Raw genomic sequence first — 19,680 nt, 5'->3', positions numbered from 1 at the left:
CCGCACATGGTGAACGAAGAGAAGCTCGTCGGATACCTGAAGCGGGTCACCGCCGAGCTGCACGAGACCCGCGAACGGCTGCGCGCCGCCGAGTCCGCGACGCAGGAGCCGATCGCCGTCGTCGCGATGAGCTGCCGGTTCCCCGGCGGCGTCCGCTCGTCGGAAGACCTCTGGCGGCTGGTGTCGGACGGCACGGACGCCGTCTCGGCGTTTCCCGACGACCGAGGCTGGGACGTCGAGGCGCTGTACGACCCCGAGCCCGGCGTGCCCGGCCGGAGTTACGTGCGCGAGGGCGGTTTTCTCGACGAGGTGGCGGACTTCGACGCCGAGCTATTCGGGATCAGCCCCCGCGAGGCCCTCGGGATGGACCCCCAGCAGCGGCTCCTGCTGGAGAGCGCCTGGGAGGTCCTGGAACGCGCCGGAATCGACCCGTCGTCGCTGCGCGGCGCGCCGGTCGGCGTGTTCGCGGGCACCAATGGGCAGGACTATCCGGCGCTGATGGCGGCGTCGCCGCAGCGTGCCGAGGCATTCACGGGCACCGGCAGCGCGGCCGCGATCCTGTCCGGTCGCATCGCCTACGTGCTCGGTCTGGAGGGCCCGGCGGTGTCGGTCGACACCGCCTGCTCCTCGTCGCTGGTGTCCCTGCACCTGGCGTGCCACTCACTGAGCAGGCATGAGTGCGCCCTCGCGTTGGCGGGCGGGGTGACGGTGATGTCCACGCCGAGCTCGTTCATCGGGTTCAGTCAGCAGCGTGGCCTGGCGCCCGATGGTCGGTGCAAGCCGTTCGCGGAGGCGGCGGACGGGACGGGTTGGTCGGAGGGCGTGGGTCTGGTGTTGTTGGAGCGGCTGTCCGATGCTCGGCGTAACGGGCATCCGGTGCTGGCCGTCGTGCGCGGGTCGGCGGTGAACTCCGATGGCGCGTCCAACGGCCTGACCGCGCCTAACGGGCCTGCCCAGCAGCGGGTGATTCGGCAGGCGTTGGCCAACGCGCGCATCGCGGCGGACGGTGTGGACGTGGTGGAGGCGCATGGCACGGGTACGACGTTGGGTGATCCGATCGAGGCGCAGGCGTTGTTGGCGACCTATGGCCGGGATCGTGTCGAGGGTCGGCCGTTGTGGTTGGGGTCGGTGAAGTCGAATCTCGGGCACACGCAGGCGGCGGCGGGTGTGGCGGGTGTGATCAAGATGGTGGAGGCGATGCGGCACGGGGTGCTGCCGAGGACGTTGCACGTCGACGCCCCCACCTCCCACGTCGACTGGACGTCCGGCGCGGTACGGCTGCTCACCGAGCGGCGAGAGTGGCCCGAGGTCGACCGGCCCCGCCGCGCCGGGGTGTCGTCCTTCGGGATCAGCGGGACCAACGCGCACATCCTGTTGGAGCAGGCCCCGGAACCGGCGTCGGCGTCGGCGGTCCCCGCCCGCCCGCCGCTGCCGGTGCTGCCCTGGGTGCTGTCGGCGGGATCGGCCGACGTGCTGACCGCGCAGGCTGCCCGGCTCAAGGACTTCGCGGTCGAGTCGACGGACGACCCGGCCGACGTGGCCTACTCGCTGGTGACCTCTCGATCGCGGCACACCCGCCGGGCGGTGGTCCTGGGCGCCGATCGCACGGAGCTGCTCGCCGGCCTGGAGACCCTGGCCTCGGGCGGCACCGGTGCGACCGTGATCACGGGCGCCGTTCGGCCGGGCCGCACCGCCGCGCTGTTCTCGGGTCAGGGTGCGCAGCGGTCGGGGATGGGTCGGGGGTTGTACGGGGCGTTTCCGGTGTTCGCCGGGGTCTTCGATGAGGTGTGTGCGGGTTTCGAGGGTCTGTTGCCGGGTTCGTTGGCCGGGGTGGTGTTTGCCGGTGCCGGTGCCGGTGCCGGTGCCGGTGCCGGTGCCGGTGCCGCGGGTGCTGTGTTGGATCGGACGGTGTTCGCGCAGGCGGGTCTGTTCGCGTTCGAGGTGGCGTTGTTTCGGTTGGTGGAGTCGTGGGGTGTTCGTCCGGATGTGGTGACGGGTCATTCGTTGGGTGAGATCACGGCGGCGTATGTGGCCGGAGTGTTCTCGCTGGAAGACGCGTGTCGTCTGGTGGCGGCTCGGGTGGGTTGATGGAGGTGTTGCCTGAGGGTGGTGCGATGGTGGCGGTGGCGGCCTCGGAGGATGAGGTGCGGCCGTTGTTGTCGGATGCGGTGTCGCTGGCGGCGGTGAACGGGCCGCGGGCTGTCGTGCTCTCCGGTGTGGAGAGTGCGATCGGCAGCCTGGAACAACATTTCGTCGTTCTGGGTCGGAAGACTCGTCGGTTGTCGGTGTCGCATGCGTTTCATTCGTCGTTGATGGATCCGATGCTGGATGAGTTCGCTGAGGTCGTCGGCGGTGTTCGGTTCGAGTCGCCTCGGTTGCCGGTCATCTCTCTGGTCTCCGGTGAGGTGGCGGGTGCGGAGATCACGACTCCGGAGTACTGGGTGCGGCATGTGCGGGAGACGGTCCGTTTCGCCGACGGCGTCACCACTTTGCGCGGCACGGGCGTCACCCGATTCCTCGAACTCGGCCCCCGGGCCGTGCTCACCCCGATGATCACCGACCTCGTCGCCGACGCCACGGCGGTCGCCGCGCTGCGCCGCGACCGTCCCGAGCCCGCCGCGCTGTCGGCCGCGCTGGCGGTCCTGTACACCACGGGTGTCGATCTCGACTGGGCCGCCCTGCTGCCCGACGCCCGCCGCGTCGACCTGCCCACCTACGCCTTCCGACGGCAGCGGTTCTGGCCGGAGCCCGGCGCCGACTCCGCCGACGTCGCCGCCGCCGGACTCTCGGCCGTCGAGCATCCGCTGCTGGGCGCGCGCGTCTCGGTGGCGGGCACGGACGGCCTCGTGCTCACCGGGCGGATCTCGACCCGCACCCACCCGTGGCTGGCCGATCACGTCGTGCACGGCACCACCATCGTGCCCGGCACCGCCCTGGTCGAACTCGCCGTCCACGCAGGCGATCACGTCGGCGCCCCGCACCTCGCCGAACTCACCCTGCACACCCCGCTGACCCTCACCCGACACGACACCCAGGTACAGATCGTCGTCGGCGCCCCGGCGGAGAACGGTGAACGTCCGCTGCACGTCTACTCTCGCCCCGACGACGACGCCTCCTGGACCACCCACGCCGGCGGCGTGCTGCTCGCCGAGGCCTACCGGCCCGCCGCCGCCGACCTCACCGCCTGGCCCCCCGCCGATGCGGCGGCCCTGCCCTTCGACGGCGCGGCGCTCTACTCCCGGCTCGCCGCGGGCGGCCTCGCCTACGGGCCCGCGTTCCGAGGTCTGCGCGCCGTCTGGCGGCGCGGCGACGACGTGTACGCCGAGGTGGAGCTGCCCGAATCGGAACGCGACCGGGCCGCCGCCTTCGGCCTGCATCCGGCGCTGCTCGACGCGGCCCTGCACGCCGTGTCCTTCGCCGATCTCGGCGCGGGCGACGACCGAGGACTCGTGCCGTTCGCCTTCTCCGGGGTGAGCCTGCACGCGACGGGCGCCGACACCCTGCGCGTCCGGCTGTCCCCCCGCGGCCCGGATTCCCTCGCGCTGACCGTCGCCGATGGCACGGGCGCACCCGTCGCCGCCGTCGAGTCGCTGGTTCTGCGCCCGATGGTCGCCGATCGGCTCGGCATGTCGACCGACGCGCTGTATCGAGTGGACTGGCGACCACGGGACGTCGAGTCGAGAGCCGGCATCGGCGCCGAACACTGGGCCGTTCTCGGCGAGACCGCTCTCGCCGCCTCCCTCGCCGACCACCTCCCCGAGGCCCCCCGACACACCACCCTGGACGAGATCGCCGCCGCCGACGTGGTGGTCGCCGCGCTGTCCACCGGCCGCGACGTCGAGACCGCTGACGTGCACACCGCCGTCCGAGCCGCCCTCGCCCTGCTGCGCTCCTGGCTCGCGGCCGAGCGCTTCGCCGAGTCGCGGCTGATCCTGGTCACCGGCATGGCGGCGGGCCCGGACACCGCGTGCCCGGCGGGCGCCGCGGTGTGGGGCCTCGTCCGCTCGGCGCAGTCCGAACATCCCGGCCGGATCATGCTCGTCGACGTCGACGAACACCCCGCCTCGGCCGCCGCGTTGCCCGCGCTCGCCGCTGCAGGCGAGGACCAGGCCGTGCTGCGCGGCGGCACCCCCGTGGTGCCCCGACTCGGCCGGCTGCCCAACCCCGGCGAACCGGGCGGCCCGCTGCGCCCGCCGCCCGTCGAGCACTGGCGACTGGACGCGCCGGAACGCGGCTCGGTGGACAACCTGACGCTGGTGGAGTGTCCCGAGGCAGGCGCGCCGCTGACCGCGGGACAGGTGCGGATCGAGGTCCGCGCTGCAGGCGTCAACTTCCGCGACGTCCTCGGCGCGCTCGGGATGTACCCGGGGCCGCCCGTGCCGCTGGGCATCGAGGCGTCCGGGATCGTCCGGGAGGTCGCCCCCGACGTCACCGCTCTGCGACCCGGCGACCGGGTGATGGGCATCGTCGGCGGCGGCTTCGGCCCGACCACGCTCGCCGACCACCGCCTGTGCGCGCGCATCCCCGACTCCTGGACCTTCGCCGAGGCGGCCTCGGTGCCGCTGGTGTTCCTCACCGCCTACTACGCGCTGGTCGACCTCGGTCGGGTCCGGCCGGGGGAGACGGTGCTGATCCACGCCGCCGCGGGGGGCGTCGGCATGGCCGCCACCCAGCTCGCCCGCCACCTCGGCGCCGAGGTGTTCGGCACGGCGAGCGCGGCCAAACACGACACGCTGCGCGCCCTCGGATTCACCGAGGACCACCTGGCCTCCTCCCGCGACCTGCGCTTCGAGGACCGCTTCCGCGCCGTCACCGACGGCCGGGGAGTGGACGTCGTGCTCAACTCCCTGGCGGGCGAGTACGTCGACGCCTCGCAGCGGCTGCTGGTGCCGGGCGGTCGGTTCCTCGAACTGGGCAAGACCGACGTGCGCGAGCCGAGCGCCGGGTATCGGGCGTTCGACCTGATCGAGGCCGGGCCCGACCGCATCCAGGAGATGTTCGCGGCCCTGCTGGCGCTGTTCGCCGACGGCACGCTCCAGCCGCTGCCGATCACCGCCTGGGACGTCCGCGACGCACGCACCGCCTTCCGCAGGCTCAGCCAGGCCGGCCTCGTCGGCAAGGCCGTGCTCACCGTTCCGACGGCGTGGCGGACCGACGGCACCGTGCTCGTCACCGGCGGCACCGGCGCGCTCGGCGCCCAGCTGGCCCGGCACCTCGCCCGCGCGGGCTTCCGACACCTCCTGCTGATCAGCCGGCGGGGCGCCACGCCCGAGGCCGAGGAACTGATCCGCGAACTGGCCGATCTCGGCGCCGAGACCGAGGTGCTCGCCTGCGACGTGACCAACCGGGCCGCCCTCACCGCCGTGCTCGCCGGCGTGCCCGCCGACCGTCCGCTCACCGCCGTCGTGCACGCCGCGGGCGTCCTCGCCGACGGACTCGTCGACACGCTCGACGCCGACGGACTCGACGCCGTGCTCCGCCCGAAGGCCGACGCGGCGTTGGCGCTGGACGAGCTGACCCGAGGCCTCGACCTCGCGGGCTTCGTGTTGTTCTCCTCGCTGTCGGCCACCGTCGGCGCGCCTGGCCAGGCCAACTACGCCGCCGCCAACGCCCTCCTGGACGCCGTGGCGATCCGCCGCGCCGCCGCGGGCCTGCCCGCCCACTCCCTGGCGTGGGGCCCGTGGGTGGCGGACGGCGGGATGACGAGCACCGTCGGCGCGGCCGACCGCCGCAGACTCGCCGCCGCAGGTCTCGTTCCGTTCACCGAGGACGACGGCTGGCCGCTGTTCGACCTCGCGGTCGCGGCCGCCGCCCCCGCCGTGGTCCCGGTGCGCTTCGACCTGCGGGCGCTGCGCGCGCGAGCCGAGGCGCTGTCCCCGATCCTCTCCGGACTCGCCCCGACCCGGCGCAGGCAGGCGGCGGCGGGCGCGGCGAATGCGGGCACCCTCCTCGACCGGCTCGCCGGGGCGACGGACGCCGAACGCCGTCGCACCCTGCTCGACCTGGTGCGCGCCCAGGTGGCGGGCGTGCTCGGCCACCCCTCGCCCGAGTCCGTCGACCCCGACCGCGCCTTCACCGACCTCGGGTTCGACTCGCTGACGGCCGTCGAGCTGCGCAACCTGCTCGCCTCGGCGACCGGGCTGCGGCTGCCCGCCACCCTCACCTTCGACTATCCGACCCCGTCCGCCCTGGTCGCGCAGTTGGACGCCGACCTCGGCGGCGCGGCGGCGGTCCCGACCCCGGCCACGTCGACGCGGTCCGCCGATCCGGCCGAGCCGATCGCCATCGTGGCGATGAGCTGCCGCTTCCCCGGCGGCGTCGCGTCCCCGGAGGACCTGTGGCGGCTGGTGGCCGAGGGCACCGACGCGATCGGCGACTTCCCCACCGACCGGGGCTGGGACCTGGCCGGGATGGCGGACTCCGGACAACAGCGGGCCGGCGTCAGCTACGTCCACGAGGGCGGGTTCGTCGACGGGGTCGGCGACTTCGATCCGCGGTTCTTCGGCATCTCCCCTCGGGAGGCGCTGGCGATGGACCCGCAGCAACGGCTGCTGCTGGAGGCGTCCTGGGAGGTCCTGGAACGTGCGGGCGTGGTCCCCGCCTCGCTGCGCGGCACCCCGACGGGCGTGTTCATCGGCGCGGCCTCCAGCGGCTACGGCACCGGCCTCGCCGAGATGTCCGAGGATCTGACCGGACATCTGCTCACCGGCAACGCGGGCAGCGTCTCCTCCGGCCGCATCGCCTACGTCCTGGGGCTGGAGGGTCCGTCGATGACGGTGGACACGGCCTGCTCGTCCTCCCTGGTGGCGCTGCATCTGGCGTCCCGGTCGCTGGCGGCGGGGGAGTGCTCGCTGGCCCTGGTCGGCGGCGTCGCCGTGCTGGCGACCGCCGGGATGTTCCTGGAGTTCAGTCGGCAGCGGGGGCTGGCACCGGATGGTCGGTGCAAGGCGTTCGCCGAGGGGGCCGACGGGACCGGCTGGTCGGAGGGTGTCGGTGTGCTGCTGGTGGAGCGGTTGTCGGATGCCCGTCGCCTCGGGCATCCGGTGTTGGCGGTGGTGCGGGGTTCGGCGGTGAACTCCGACGGGGCGTCGAACGGGTTGACGGCGCCGAATGGTCCGTCGCAGCAGCGGGTGATCCGCGGCGCATTGGCCGACGCCGGGTTGGCGGCGTCCGAGGTGGACGCCGTCGAGGCGCACGGCACTGGAACGGTGTTGGGCGATCCGATCGAGGCGCAGGCCTTGTTGGCGACGTACGGGCGGGATCGGCCGGCGGGTCGGCCGTTGTGGTTGGGGTCGTTGAAGTCGAACATCGGGCATGCGCAGGCCGCGGCGGGTGTGGCGGGTGTGATCAAGATGGTGGAGGCGATGCGGCACGGGGTGCTGCCGAAGACGTTGCACGTCGACGCGCCGACGTCGCAGGTGGACTGGGAGGCGGGCGACATCCGGCTGCTGACCGAGGCGACACCCTGGGACGGTGGTGATCGGCCGCGGCGCGCGGGGGTGTCGTCGTTCGGGATCAGCGGCACCAACGCCCATGTACTGCTGGAAGAGGCCCCCGCCGACCCCGACCCCCACGCCGATGCCGACGCCGTGCCCGTCGCGTCGCCGCCCGCCCCCGCGGTCGTGCCGTGGCTGCTGTCGGCGCGCTCACCGCAGGCACTGGCCGAGCAGGCTCGGCGACTGTCGTCCTTCCTCACGGCGGAGCCGGCACGCGAACCGGCCGACGTGGGCTGGTCGTTGGCGAACTCGCGGACGGCCTTCGAACATCGCGCGGTCGTGATCGGCGAGGGCCGCGACGAACTGCTCGCCGGTCTCACCACCACAGAGCCGACGGCGGCCGCGGGAGCCGTCGGTCGCCTGGTGTTGGTGTTTCCTGGTCAGGGTTCGCAGTGGGTGGGGATGGGTCGGGAGTTGTTGGCCTGTTCTCCGGTGTTCGCGGCGCGGTTCGGTGAGTGTGTCGATGCTTTGGGTGAGTGGGTGGATTTCGCGCCGTTGGCGGCGTTGGGCGATGAGGTCCTGTTGTCGCGGGTTGATGTGGTGCAGCCGTTGTTGTTCGCGGTGTTGGTGTCGTTGGCGGCGGTGTGGGAGTCGTTCGGTGTGGTGCCGGATGCGGTGGTGGGTCATTCGCAGGGTGAGATCGCGGCGGCGGTGGTGGCGGGTGGTCTGTCGTTGGCCGACGGCGCCCGGGTGGTGTGTCTGCGGTCCCGGCTGATCGCGGAGACGCTGGCGGGGCACGGTGGGATGCTCTCGGTCGCGCTGTCGGAGGCCGACGTGCGTAGGCGGTTGTCCGGGTTCGAGGGTGTGTCGGTGGCGGCGGTGAACGGGCCGTCGTCCGTCGTGGTCTCCGGTGATGCCGTACCGCTGGCGGAGTTCGCCGCCGCCGGGGAGGCCGACGGCGTCCGGGTGCGATGGATTCCGGTGGACTACGCCTCCCATTCCGCACAGGTCGAACGCATCGAGGCGGACCTCCGAACCGCGCTGGCGGACCTCGCGCCGCGGAGCAGCGAGGTCGGGTTCTTCTCCACCGTCACGGGCGACTGGCTGGACACCGCGCACCTCGACGGCGCCTACTGGTACCGGAGCCTGCGGCAGACCGTGCGCTTCCATCCGGCGATCACCGCGCTGGCCGATCAGGGTCACACCGCCTTCGTCGAGTCCTCCCCGCATCCGGTGCTGGTCATGCCGATCCAGGAGGCTCTGGACGCGCACGACGTACTGGTGGTCGGGACGCTGCGGCGGGACGACGGCGGACCGCGTCGCCTCTACGACAGCGTCGGTCAGGTCTGGGCACGCGGCCACGCCGTCGACTGGACACCTGCCTTCGGCGACCATGCCCGACGGGTCCCGTTGCCCACCTACCCCTTCCAGCGCAGCCACTACTGGCCTGCGAACCCCCGGCCCGCGGGCGACGCCGCCGCCCTCGGTCTCGACGTCGCGGCGCACCCCCTCCTCGGCGCCGCCGCCGACCTCGCCGACGGCGGCCGCACCATCCTCACCGGAACCCTCTCCACCGCACGTCAGCCCTGGCTGCGCTGGCACTCGGTGGCCGGAACCGTGCTGTTCCCCGGCGCGGGGTTCCTCGAACTCGCCCTGCACGCCGCCGACCACGTCGGCTGTCGACGGGTCGACGAGCTCGTACTGGCGGCCCCGCTCACACTGCCCGACGACGGCGTGGTCCAGATCCAGGTCGTGATCGCCGACGCCGAGGCGGACGGCCGCCGCGCCGTCAGCGTCCACTCGCGGGCCGTCGGCGCCGCCGACCCGGACTGGACTCGCCACGCGACCGGACTGCTCTCCCCGGCGGCGGGCCCGGCCGAGAGCCTGCGCGCCTGGCCGCCCGAGGGCACCGTGCCGATCGAACTCGGTGCGGAGGAGAACGGCGTCCTGGCCGCCTGGCGGGCAGACGAGGAGATCTTCGCCGACGTCGCCCTGCCCGCGGACCTGCATGACGAGGCCGCCCGCTTCACCCTCCACCCGGTGCTGCTCACCGCCGCGCTCGACGCGATCAATCTGCTCGGACTCGACGGCGCACTCGCGGACGGCTGGATGCCGTTCACCTGGGCAGGCGTGTCGGCCTCGGCCGCCGGGGCGACCGCCGCCCGCGTCCGGCTCACCAGGACGGCCGCCGACACCGTCGCGCTCACCCTCGCCGACGGCGCGGGAGCCCCGCTGGCGACGGCCGAGTCCCTCGTCCTACGGCCGCCGCCCGCCGCCCCGGACGCCGGCGGTCCGTCCTTGCTGCGGATGACCTGGCCGGTGCTGCCCGTCGACGCCGCCGAACAGGACGGGCGCTGGGCCGTGGTGGGCGGCGACGCACTCGACCTCGTCGCGAGTCTGCGGGCCGCGGGCCTGCCCGCCGAGTCCTACCTCGACCTCGCCGCGCTCGGTGCGGCGGCGGGCCGAGGAGCAGCCGCGCCCGACGTCGTCCTGGTCTCCGCCGTCACCGGGGCGGACGGCGACGCGGCGGCGGTCCGCGCCGACGCCGCGGATGCACTCCGTCTCGTGCAGGACTGGCTCGCCCAAGACCACCTCCACGACTCACGTCTCGTCCTGTGCACCAGGGGCGCGGTCGCCGTCGACGCCCAGGACCGGATCACCGACCTCGGCGCCGCCGCGGTCTGGGGGCTGCTGCGCACGGCCCAGACCGAGAACCCCGATCGGTTCCTGCTCGTCGACCTGGACGAGCGGGAGAAGTCCGCCGCCGCCCTGCCCGCGCTGCTGGCCGCGGGCGAACCCCAGGCCGCCATGCGCGACGGCGCCGTGCACGTCCCCCGGCTCGAGCGCACGGCGTCGACCCCCGCCATGCCGCCGATCGCCCTCGACGGCGGCACGGTGCTGCTCACCGGCGCCACCGGCACCCTCGGCCGCCTCTTCGCCCGGCACCTCGTCACCCGACACGGCGTCCGCGACCTGCTGCTGCTCAGCCGCCGCGGCGCCGAGGCCGACGGCGCCGCCGACCTGCTCGCCGAGCTCATCTCCCTCGGCGCGCGCCCCGACCTGGTGGCCTGCGACGCCGCGGACCGCGCCGCCCTCGCAGACGTGCTCGCCGCCGTCCCCGCCGATCGCCCGCTCACCGCCGTCGTGCACGCCGCGGGAGTGCTCGACGACGGTGTGCTCGGCTCGCTCGACGAGGAGCGCATGGACCGAGTGCTGCGCCCCAAGGTCGACGCCGCGCTGAACCTGCACGAGCTGATCGGCGACACCCCCGTCGCCGTCGTGCTGTTCTCCTCGGTCGTCGGCACCTTCGGCTGGCCCGGACAGGGCAACTACGCGGCCGCGAACGCCTTCCTCGACGCCCTCGCCGCACACCGACACGGTCTCGGCCTGCCCGCGCACTCGCTGGCCTGGGGGCTCTGGGCCGCCGACGACGACCTCGGCGGCGCGGGTCGCTCCCGGATGTCGCGCGGCGGCCTGCTCCCGCTGTCGGAGGCCGAGGGCCTCGCCCTGTTCGACGCCGCCCTGGCCTCGCGTGAACCGGTCCTCGTCACGGCGCCGCTGGACACGGCGGCCCTGCGCTCCGGCGCGGAACTGCCGAGGATGTTCGCCGGGCTCGGCCGACCGGGCCGCCGACGGGCCGCCGCCAAGGGCACCGACTCCGGCGCCCTGCGCAGGGAACTCGCGAGCCTCGCGGAACCGGAGCGACGCGACTCGCTCACCGACCTGGTGCGGACCACCGCGGCGACGATCCTCGGTTTCACCGACGGGGAGTCGCTCGCCGCCGACGAGGACCTCCTGGCCGCGGGTTTCGACTCGTTGACCGCGATGGAGCTGCGCAACCGTCTCGGCACCGCCACCGGGCTGCGCATGGCGGCGAGCGTGGTGTTCGACCACCGCACCCCGGCCGCCCTGGCCCGAGTGCTCGCCGAGGAGCTGGCCGCCGCACCCGAGACCACGCCGGGATCGCGGACCGACCCGGCGGACAGCCTCCGACACCTCTTCCGCGACGCGTGCGCGGCGAACCGTCTCAAGGAGGGCCTGGACCTCCTCGCGGCGGCGGCGACGCTGCGGCCGTCGTTCCGGGACTCCGTCGGGTACGGCAGCCCGCTGACGCCGGTCCAACTGGCCCGAGGCGACGCCCGCCCGCCCCTGGTCTGCTTCAGCTCCTACGCCGCGATGGGCGGCATCCACCAGTACGCCAGGCTCGCGGCCGCCAGCCGAGGCGTTCGTGACCTGTACGGCATACCCACCCCCGGCTTCCTCGCCGACGAGCCGCTTCCCGAGACTCGGGAGGCGTTGTTCGACCTCTACGCCGAGGCCGTGCTGGCGGCGGCGGGCGACGAACCCGTGATCCTGCTCGGATCGTCCTCCGGCGGGCTGTTCGCCCACGCCACCGCCAGTGCGCTCGAGGCCGCCGGTCGGTCGCCCGCCGCCGTCGTACTGCTGGACAGCTACGTGCCGCGCACCGTCACCGGCAATGCGTTCTGGCAGCAGATGACGCAGGGGATGTTCGACCGCGAGAACCTCTTCGGCGAGCTGGACACCACCCGTCTCAGCGCGATGAGCTGGTACTTCCGGATCTTCGCCGACTTCGAGCCCGGCGAACTCGACGCGCCGGTCCTGTTCGTCCGGCCCGCCGACGCCGTCCGGATAGGCCCGGAGCAACGCGAGCCGGAGGGCGAGTGGCGGTCCACCTGGGACACCGCGCACACCTCCGTCGAGGTGCCCGGTGATCACTACACGATGGTGGAGTCCCACGCCGAGACGACGGCGGCCGCCGTCGAGGCCTGGATCGCCGAGACGCTGTGACCGACCCGACGTGGCGGTTGTCCCGGCGTTCGTCACCGCCGAGACGCGGTGACCGCCGAAGCTCCGCCGCGACCGTGCCGCCGACCATGAAGGGGAAGAGGATGCGCGTCCTGTTCGTCGCACTGCCGGAACGCTCCCACGTCTACTGCATGACCCCGCTCGCGTGGGCACTGCGCACCGATGGCCACCAGGTGCGCGTGGCGTGCAGCCCGATGACGACCGAGGTCGTCACCGCCACCGGCCTGCCGGCGGTGCCGCTCGGCACCGACCCGATCGTCCACGAGAGCATGAGGTCGACGCCGGAGTCGCAGGAGAACGAGTTCGTCAGCTGGAGCGAGACCGACCCGGAACGAACCAGCTGGGAGGAGCTGTACTTCCGTTATCAGGCGGCGGTGGAGGCCGCGTTCTCCCTTTACGCCGAACCGCTGCTGGCCGATCTCGTCGACTACACCAGGAGTTGGCGACCCGACCTGGTGGTGTGGGACACCCTGGCCTTCGCCGGTCCCGTCGCCGCCGCCTCCGTCGGCGCGGCGCACGTCCGCATCCTGTGGGGCGCCGACGTCTGGGCCGGGATGCGCGCGGCGTTCCGACACCACCACGACGCTCAGCCGCCGGAGCGACGAGCCGACCCCCTCGCCGAATGGCTCGCCAGGATCGGTGCCCCGTACGGCGTGGAGTTCACCGAGGAGCTGATCCTCGGCGAGCGCACCCTGGATCCGATGCCCCCGAGCCTCCGGCTGGACACCGGAGTGCAGCGCCTCCCGCTGCGTTACGTGCCCTTCAACGGCCCGACGGTGCTGCCCGACTGGTTGCACGAGCCCGCCGCCCGTCCTCGGGTGTGCCTCACCCTCGGCACGTCGAACATCGAGGCCTACGGCACCGACTACGTCTCCATCGAGAAGGTGCTGGCCGAGCTGGCCGACCTGGATGCCGAGGTGATCGCCGCGGTCACGCCCGAACAGCGTGAGCGACTGGTGACCGTGCCGGACAACGCGCGCATCGTGGACTCGATCGCACTCGACCTCCTGCTGCCGAGCTGTTCGGCGATCATCCACCACGGCGGGTTCGGCTCCTACGCCACCGCACTCGCCCACGGCGTGCCGCAACTGGTCGTCTCCACCGCCGTCTCCGACCACATCGAGCGGGGAAGGCGCCTGGCGCGCAGCGGCGCCGGGGTGTTCCTGCGCACCAGCGAGACGACGCCCGTGCTGGCGGACCGGCTGCGCGGCCTGCTCGCCGATCCGGGCGCCCGCCGCGCCGCGGAACTGCTGCGAGACGAGGTGGCGGCGATGCCGAGCCCCAACGCCGTCGTCGCCCGACTCGAGGATCTCGTGGCGGCGAGGCGTTCGCCCACGTCGGATTCGGCATTTTCCCAAGCATCGAGTTGATACCAAGAAGCGGTGCGTCGGCCGCGCGAGACACCGGGCGCAGGCACGTCTTCAACCGCGACCAACCCGCGAGGAGAGCAATGCCACCGAGTTCGTCCACTCCGGACATCAGCGACGCGGCACCGGGGAAGGGGCTGCGCATCCTCATGATGCCGCTGCCGATCCACGGTCACGTCATGCCGACCCTGCCGTTGGTGACCGAGCTGGTGCGCCGGGGCCACCAGGTGGTCTACGCCGCCACGCAGACGCTGGCCGAGACCGTCGGGGCCACCGGCGCCGAGGTGCTGATCTACGAGTCTCCGTCGTCCACCAATCCGCCGGGGGACCTCTTCGACACCGAGCACATGTCCGGCCAGCCCATCAGGGCGGTGCGGGAGGCACAGGCCACCACGGCGTCGATCGAGGCCTACTTCGCCGACGGGCCGCCGGACGTCGTGGTCTACGACCTCGTCACGTTCTTCTCCGGCCGGGTGCTGTCTCGGAAGTGGAACCGCCCCGGCCTCGAGCTGTTCCCCACCTTCGCCTCCAGCCATGAGTTCGTCTTCCTGATCAAACTCTTCGAGCAGGTAGGCGCTCGATTGGACCCGCGGCACCCGTCGATGGCCGAATACTTCACCGAGCTGATGACCTACCTCGGCGGGCACGGTATCGACGATCCCGCGCTGATGAACGACCCCGCGGAGGATGCCAACCTGGCCTTCTTCCCGAAGATGTTCCAGCTGGGCAGCGAGTCTTTCGACGATCGGCACGCCTTCGTGGGGCCCTGCCTGGAACGCGCGGAGCCGGAGACGAGCTGGACGCCGCCCGCCGACGGCCGTCCCGTGGTCCTGGTGTCGCTCGGCACGACGACCAACGAGCAGCCGGACTTCTTCCGGATGTGCGCCCGAGCCTTCGAGGGCCTGCCCTGGCATGTGGTGCTCACGCTCGGCAGCCGGGTTCGCCCGGAGGAGCTGGGGGAGATCCCCGCCAATGTCGAGGTGCACCAGTGGCTGTCCCACCTGGCCGTGCTGCCGCACGCGAAGGCGGTCGTCACCCAGGCGGGCATGGGCAGCCTGATGCAGGCGCTGCACTTCGGGGTCACGCCGGTGATGGTGCCGCACTCGCCGGAGCAGCAGATGATCGCTGAGCGGGCGGCCGATCTCGGCGTCGGCCCGCTGATCCGGCACGACCGGATCGACGCGGCGCTGCTGCGTGCCGCGGTGCGGGAGGCGGATGCGCCGAACTACCGTGCGGCCGTCGCGACGCTGCGGGAGAGCATTCGCGAGGCGGGCGGGGTCGACAGGGCGGTCGAGGTGGTCGAGTCCCGCGCGCGGGCCACGACTCCGGCCTAGCGTGCTCGGCGGCGGGGCGAGCCCGATGCGCTTCGCGTCGATGCTCGCGTCGCTGCCGTGCGCCGTTGCACGGCAGCCTGCGGGTCGTCCTACTTGATGTAGGTCTCACGGACTCGCGGCGGCCAGGTGTCGGAGGTGAGAATTCCCAGACTGTAGGCCTTCGCGATGAGCGCCGTGCGATTCGACACCTTGAGCTCACGGATCAGATTGCTCACGTGGTATTCGACGCTCTGTCGACTCAGGTACATCTTGTTGGCGATCGTCACGCTCGACAGGCCGGACGCGATGTTCTCCACGATCATCGCGTCCATCGGCGACAGCATGAAGCGTTTCCTCGGCCGTACCGGGCGGTTGTCGTCATTGGCCGGGTTCAGCAGCACGAGGATGTGCTTCAGCGTTCCCGACGGCTCGGTCACCGCCATGGCCCGTAGATCTCCCAGGAATGCCGAGCGCTGCTGCCGAACCGTGATCAGCCGATCGACGAACAGCTTGTTTGTGCCCTCCACCAGCCTGCCGAAATGCTGCTGAAGCGGCCGTCGAACACTGGGGTGGACCAGCTCGACGAAATTGAGCCCGCGCACCTGGGCGCTGGTCCGTCCGAACTGTTCGGAGAAATCCTCGCTGGCGTCCCGGACACGCAGGTGGGTGTCCAGCTGCGCCATGCACAGGCCGGACTGCTGGAACAACGACGTGTAGACGTCGCAGTGATCGTCGGCGGAGCGGTGGCCCTCGGCGACGAGGGTTCGCGGTGGTGTCATCGTGCTGCTCGCATCGGTCACGCTGGTCTCCGTTCTCGCAGGGGGTGAGTGGTGCTCCGGACGGCGGCGACCGCTCGACGGACTCGTCCCACTGGTCCGTCGAAAGTCCGGCCGTCGGTGTCGCCGTCGCTTCACGCTGCCGTCGCGCGGGCCGTGACGCGGTCGCCCGCAGGTGGTCTTTCGGAAGCCGATTCGCGCGAGACGGCGTCGTGACGTGCGATGGCGGTGGAATACTTCGATGCCCGCCCGGTACGGGCGAGCGACTCGCGTCGGGATGTCCGGATGGTGTGCCTCAGCGGCGGACAGGTCCGCCCACGGCCCGCCCCGCCTCCCGGGGAACGGATGACGCGGCCGCGCCCTCGGGACCGCGCCAGATCGAGCCCGACGGCCGAGCATCCGGTCGTCACCGCGCGCCGAGGCCTCGAGAGCCTGCCGCCGCCGACGCCCTCGCGGGCCTCCGCCGAGGCGGCGGGCAGCGTCGGCCGCCGGAGACCACGTGATCCGAGGGAGGTCGGGCCGACCGGAGTACCGGTAAACCGATATTCGATGTAAAGGAGGCGATCGTGCTCATCTGAGCGCCATTCGGATATGCTGCCTCGCTCATCTGAGCGCAATCCGGATAAGTGCCGGTGCTCATCTGAGCGGAATATGATTCGTGGTCGGCGGACGGGTTGCCATGTATACGATCTGTACACCGTCAGGCCGGCTTCCGGTGAATCTCTCGGCGCAACGGGTTGGGCTCGACGGAGTATTCGGTCAACAGACTCCGTGGTTGCCGGGGTGCCCGGATCGGGCCGTGTGACCGGCCTCGACGAACTCCATGGTCGGACCATCCTTCGTGACGATCGCATGGTATGAACGACTCCAGAGGCGATGTTTCAGACAGGCGGCCGACCGGCTCCTGGGGGAGAGCCGGTCTCTCGCATTGGAACTGATGTCCGCACAGGTCGGCAGGTTCTACTGAGCTGGATGTTACTTCTGTTCGATCGTCGAGTAAAACGTGTGACTCTGCAACTGTCTCATACTCGGTTGGTCGTATTCAATGGTCTCGACCAGTGGTACTCGACGCAGTCCGACAAAGTCGACCGCCGTGTCTCACCGATATCTCACACCGATGTCGACGCCCGGCGTCCGCGCCTTTCGGCTCGTCCGATGTCTGCCCGAACGAGTCGGTGTCGGGTCGTGGCGGGCGTCCGATGTCGCGGGGTGGGAGTCGGGTCGAGCCGAGGGAGGACTCGGCGCGGGGCGGGTTCGCGGCGGTCGCCGTCGGCAGGCCGGGCACCCGGCGGGTACCGGCGTCGCGTGAGGAGTGGGGCCGAGATGAGTCGCCTGCCCGGTGTCTGCCGACGCGGCGGGGACGTTCGGTCTGTTCGCGGCGACAGGACGAATGCCGAGTGCCCGGCCCGGGCGAGACCGTCGGGTCTCGTGGCGTCGACGGGCGACTCATCCGATCAGTCCGAGGCATCGGGTGCGACGCCGGTGGCGGTCCGGGCGCGGGCGTCGGGCACCGGTCCGTCATGGTGTCCGGGTGCCATGGTGTCCGGGTGTCCCGTGTTCGCGACGGCGCGCCGCGCCCGACGGGCATCGTGCGGCGAGGCGGAGTCGCCGAGCGTGAGTGCGCCGACGGTGTGCGCGGCGTCGGCTGCCGAGGTGGTCGACGAGGGTGACGGCCCGGGTGGAGGCGGCCGGGGGCTCGGCGGGGTGGCCGAAGGGGGCGCCCCTCGACGCTCCTTGCATGAAAATTCAGGGTCGTGCATAATTCGGCCCGTGTCTAAGGTCCTCACCTCCCTGCCCGCCGGCGAACGCGTCGGCATCGCCTTCTCCGGTGGTCTCGACACCTCGGTCGCCGTCGCCTGGATGCGTGACAAGGGTGCGGTGCCCTGCACCTACACCGCCGACATCGGCCAGTACGACGAGCCCGACATCGGCTCGGTGCCCGGGCGTGCACTGGCCTACGGCGCCGAGGTCGCACGGCTGGTCGACTGCCGCGCCGCGCTGGTCGAGGAGGGACTGGCCGCGCTCACCTGCGGAGCGTTCCACATCCGTTCCGGCGGGCGCGCCTACTTCAACACCACGCCGCTCGGCCGCGCCGTGACCGGAACCCTGCTCGTCAGGGCGATGTTGGAGGACGACGTCCAGATCTGGGGCGACGGCTCCACCTTCAAGGGCAACGACATCGAGCGCTTCTACCGCTACGGGCTGCTCGCCAACCCGAACCTGCGCATCTACAAGCCGTGGCTCGACGCGGACTTCGTCGCCGAGCTCGGGGGCCGCAAGGAGATGTCGGAGTGGCTGCTCGCCCATGAGCTGCCCTACCGGGACAGCACGGAGAAGGCGTACTCGACCGACGCCAACATCTGGGGTGCCACCCACGAGGCCAAGACACTGGAGCACCTCGACACCGGCATCGAGACCGTCAACCCGATCATGGGCGTGCGCTTCTGGGACCCGAGCGTCGAGATCGAGACGGAGGACGTCACGATCGGCTTCGACCAGGGGCGGCCGGTCTCGATCAACGGCAAGGAGTTCGCCACCCCGGTGGATCTCGTGCTGGAGGCCAACGCGATCGGCGGCAGGCACGGCATGGGCATGTCCGACCAGATCGAGAACCGGGTGATCGAGGCGAAGAGCCGAGGGATCTACGAGGCCCCGGGGATGGCGCTGCTGCATGCCGCCTACGAGCGGCTGGTCAACGCCATTCACAACGAGGACACGCTCGCGCACTACCACAACGAGGGCAGGCGCCTGGGCAGGCTGATGTACGAGGGTCGATGGCTCGACCCGCAGGCACTCATGGTGCGCGAGTCGTTGCAGCGCTGGGTCGGTACCGCCGTCATCGGCGAGGTGACCCTGCGACTGCGGCGCGGCGAGGACTACTCGATCCTCGACACGACGGGCCCGTCCTTCAGCTATCACCCGGACAAGCTGTCGATGGAGCGCACCGAGGACTCGGCCTTCGGTCCGGTGGACCGGATCGGTCAGCTCACCATGCGCAACCTCGACATCGCCGACTCGAGGGCGCGGCTGGAGCAGTACGCGGGACTCGGCCTGGTCGGCACCACTCAGCCCGCGCTGACCGGCGCCGCCCAGGCCGCCGCCACCGGGCTGATCGGCGCGATGCCGCGGGGCGGGGCCGAGGCCATCGCCTCGCGAGGGACCGTCTCGGGTGACGACGAGATCCTGGACCGCGCCGCGATGGAGTTCGGCACGGACTGACCACCGGGGGAGCGGGGGCGCCTCGGCGGCGCCCCCGTCCCACCCGTCGACGGCCCTCCGGTGTCGCTCTCGCGGGCTCGGCGCCGGGGGCGCGGCTTCCCCGTGATGAATCGGCGCCGGGGGCGCGGCTTCCCCGTGATGAAGGCGTCCACCTCGGCGCGGCGGGCCGAGTCGCAGGTAGCGCGGGTCGCGAGCACCCCGACGATGCCGACGGCCGTCACGAACAGATAGAAGCCGGCCGGGCCGCCCCAGCCGAACCGGTTCTCCCGCAGTACGGCGATGAAGGGGCCGAAGCCTGCGATCGACGCCGCCGGCCGACCGATCAGATGCGCCGAGTAGGCGTCATGTCCGAGGGCACAGCGGTTACCGGCGATCTTGCTCGCCGCCATCACGGCGCCGACCCCCGTTCCGGACACCAGCACGGCCCGGTCCGTCTCGCCGCGACGCATCGCGTCGCAGGTGGCGAAGGTGATGTCCGGGAAGTCGACGGGCGCGTCGTCGGAGGTGCCGTGGTCGACGATCTCGTGACCGAGTCGCCGCAGCACCGAGGCGACGTGGTTCTTGAGCGGATGGCCTGCGTGATCGTCGCCTAGTGCGATGCGCATGGTCGGGTCCCTCCTCGGTGTGTGCCTCGTTCCGCGGGTGTGCTGCCGGGACGGGGAGGTCGATCGACGGCGCGGTGTCGACCGGCCGCCGCCTGAGGAGCGAATCCGCTTTCACGACCGATCCGGACGCGTCCGGC

Annotated in this window: 6 protein-coding genes and 1 pseudogene; 5 read left to right on the top strand and 2 right to left on the bottom strand. The window is 72.1% G+C overall.

Annotation, left to right across the window (positions count from 1 at the left end; all coding sequences use genetic code 11):
• The first annotated feature begins 6 nt into the window (after nt 1-6).
• The 4 genes from AHOG_RS30340 (at nt 7) to AHOG_RS15150 (ending at nt 14,964) form a co-directional block, all read left to right on the top strand.
• The gene (locus AHOG_RS30340) at nt 7-2,088 is read left to right on the top strand and encodes a type I polyketide synthase (RefSeq protein WP_093941944.1); all 2,082 of its coding nucleotides are present in this window, start codon (nt 7-9) and stop codon (nt 2,086-2,088) included.
• Nucleotides 2,088-12,245 (top strand): type I polyketide synthase, encoded by a 10,158-nt coding sequence (locus AHOG_RS15160; RefSeq protein WP_093941943.1) that lies wholly within the window; start codon nt 2,088-2,090, stop codon nt 12,243-12,245. The genes AHOG_RS30340 and AHOG_RS15160 overlap by 1 nt, the downstream gene beginning before the upstream one ends.
• Before the next feature lie 101 nt (nt 12,246-12,346).
• On the top strand, nt 12,347-13,633 hold the full coding sequence (locus tag AHOG_RS15155; RefSeq protein ID WP_093941942.1) for an activator-dependent family glycosyltransferase: 1,287 nt from the start codon (nt 12,347-12,349) through the stop codon (nt 13,631-13,633).
• A gap of 80 nt (nt 13,634-13,713) precedes the next feature.
• Entirely contained in the window at nt 13,714-14,964 is a 1,251-nt protein-coding gene (locus AHOG_RS15150; protein WP_093941941.1) for a macrolide family glycosyltransferase, read from the top strand.
• A gap of 89 nt (nt 14,965-15,053) precedes the next feature.
• Here AHOG_RS15150 and AHOG_RS29070 read toward each other — a convergent pair whose 3' ends face one another.
• Nucleotides 15,054-15,743, bottom strand: a complete 690-nt coding sequence (locus tag AHOG_RS29070; RefSeq protein WP_169725864.1) for a helix-turn-helix transcriptional regulator — start codon at nt 15,741-15,743, stop codon at nt 15,054-15,056.
• Nucleotides 15,744-17,489: 1,746 nt separating this feature from the next.
• Here AHOG_RS29070 and argG point away from each other — a divergent pair.
• Nucleotides 17,490-18,938: an argininosuccinate synthase gene (gene argG / locus AHOG_RS15140; protein WP_093941939.1), complete on the top strand. Its 1,449-nt coding sequence runs from the start codon at nt 17,490-17,492 to the stop codon at nt 18,936-18,938.
• A gap of 332 nt (nt 18,939-19,270) precedes the next feature.
• Here argG and AHOG_RS29955 read toward each other — a convergent pair.
• A pseudogene (locus AHOG_RS29955) lies at nt 19,271-19,543 on the bottom strand (RpiB/LacA/LacB family sugar-phosphate isomerase); the annotation flags it as partial.
• Nucleotides 19,544-19,680 lie beyond the last annotated feature (137 nt).

The sequence above is a fragment of the Actinoalloteichus hoggarensis genome, assembly GCF_002234535.1.
In the GTDB taxonomy this organism is placed as follows: domain Bacteria; phylum Actinomycetota; class Actinomycetes; order Mycobacteriales; family Pseudonocardiaceae; genus Actinoalloteichus_A; species Actinoalloteichus_A hoggarensis.
Note: the sequence above shows the minus strand (reverse complement) of the source record. Positions and strands in the feature narration are given on the sequence as shown.

Excerpts from the sequence above, each read along its gene's own strand:
- AHOG_RS15155 (WP_093941942.1), top strand. The coding sequence starts at position 12,347 with ATGCGCGTCCTGTTCGTCGCACTGCCGGAACGCTCCCACGTCTACTGC.
- AHOG_RS30340 (WP_093941944.1), top strand. The coding sequence starts at position 7 with ATGGTGAACGAAGAGAAGCTCGTCGGATACCTGAAGCGGGTCACCGCC.
- AHOG_RS15160 (WP_093941943.1), top strand. The coding sequence starts at position 2,088 with ATGGAGGTGTTGCCTGAGGGTGGTGCGATGGTGGCGGTGGCGGCCTCG.
- AHOG_RS15150 (WP_093941941.1), top strand. The coding sequence starts at position 13,714 with ATGCCACCGAGTTCGTCCACTCCGGACATCAGCGACGCGGCACCGGGG.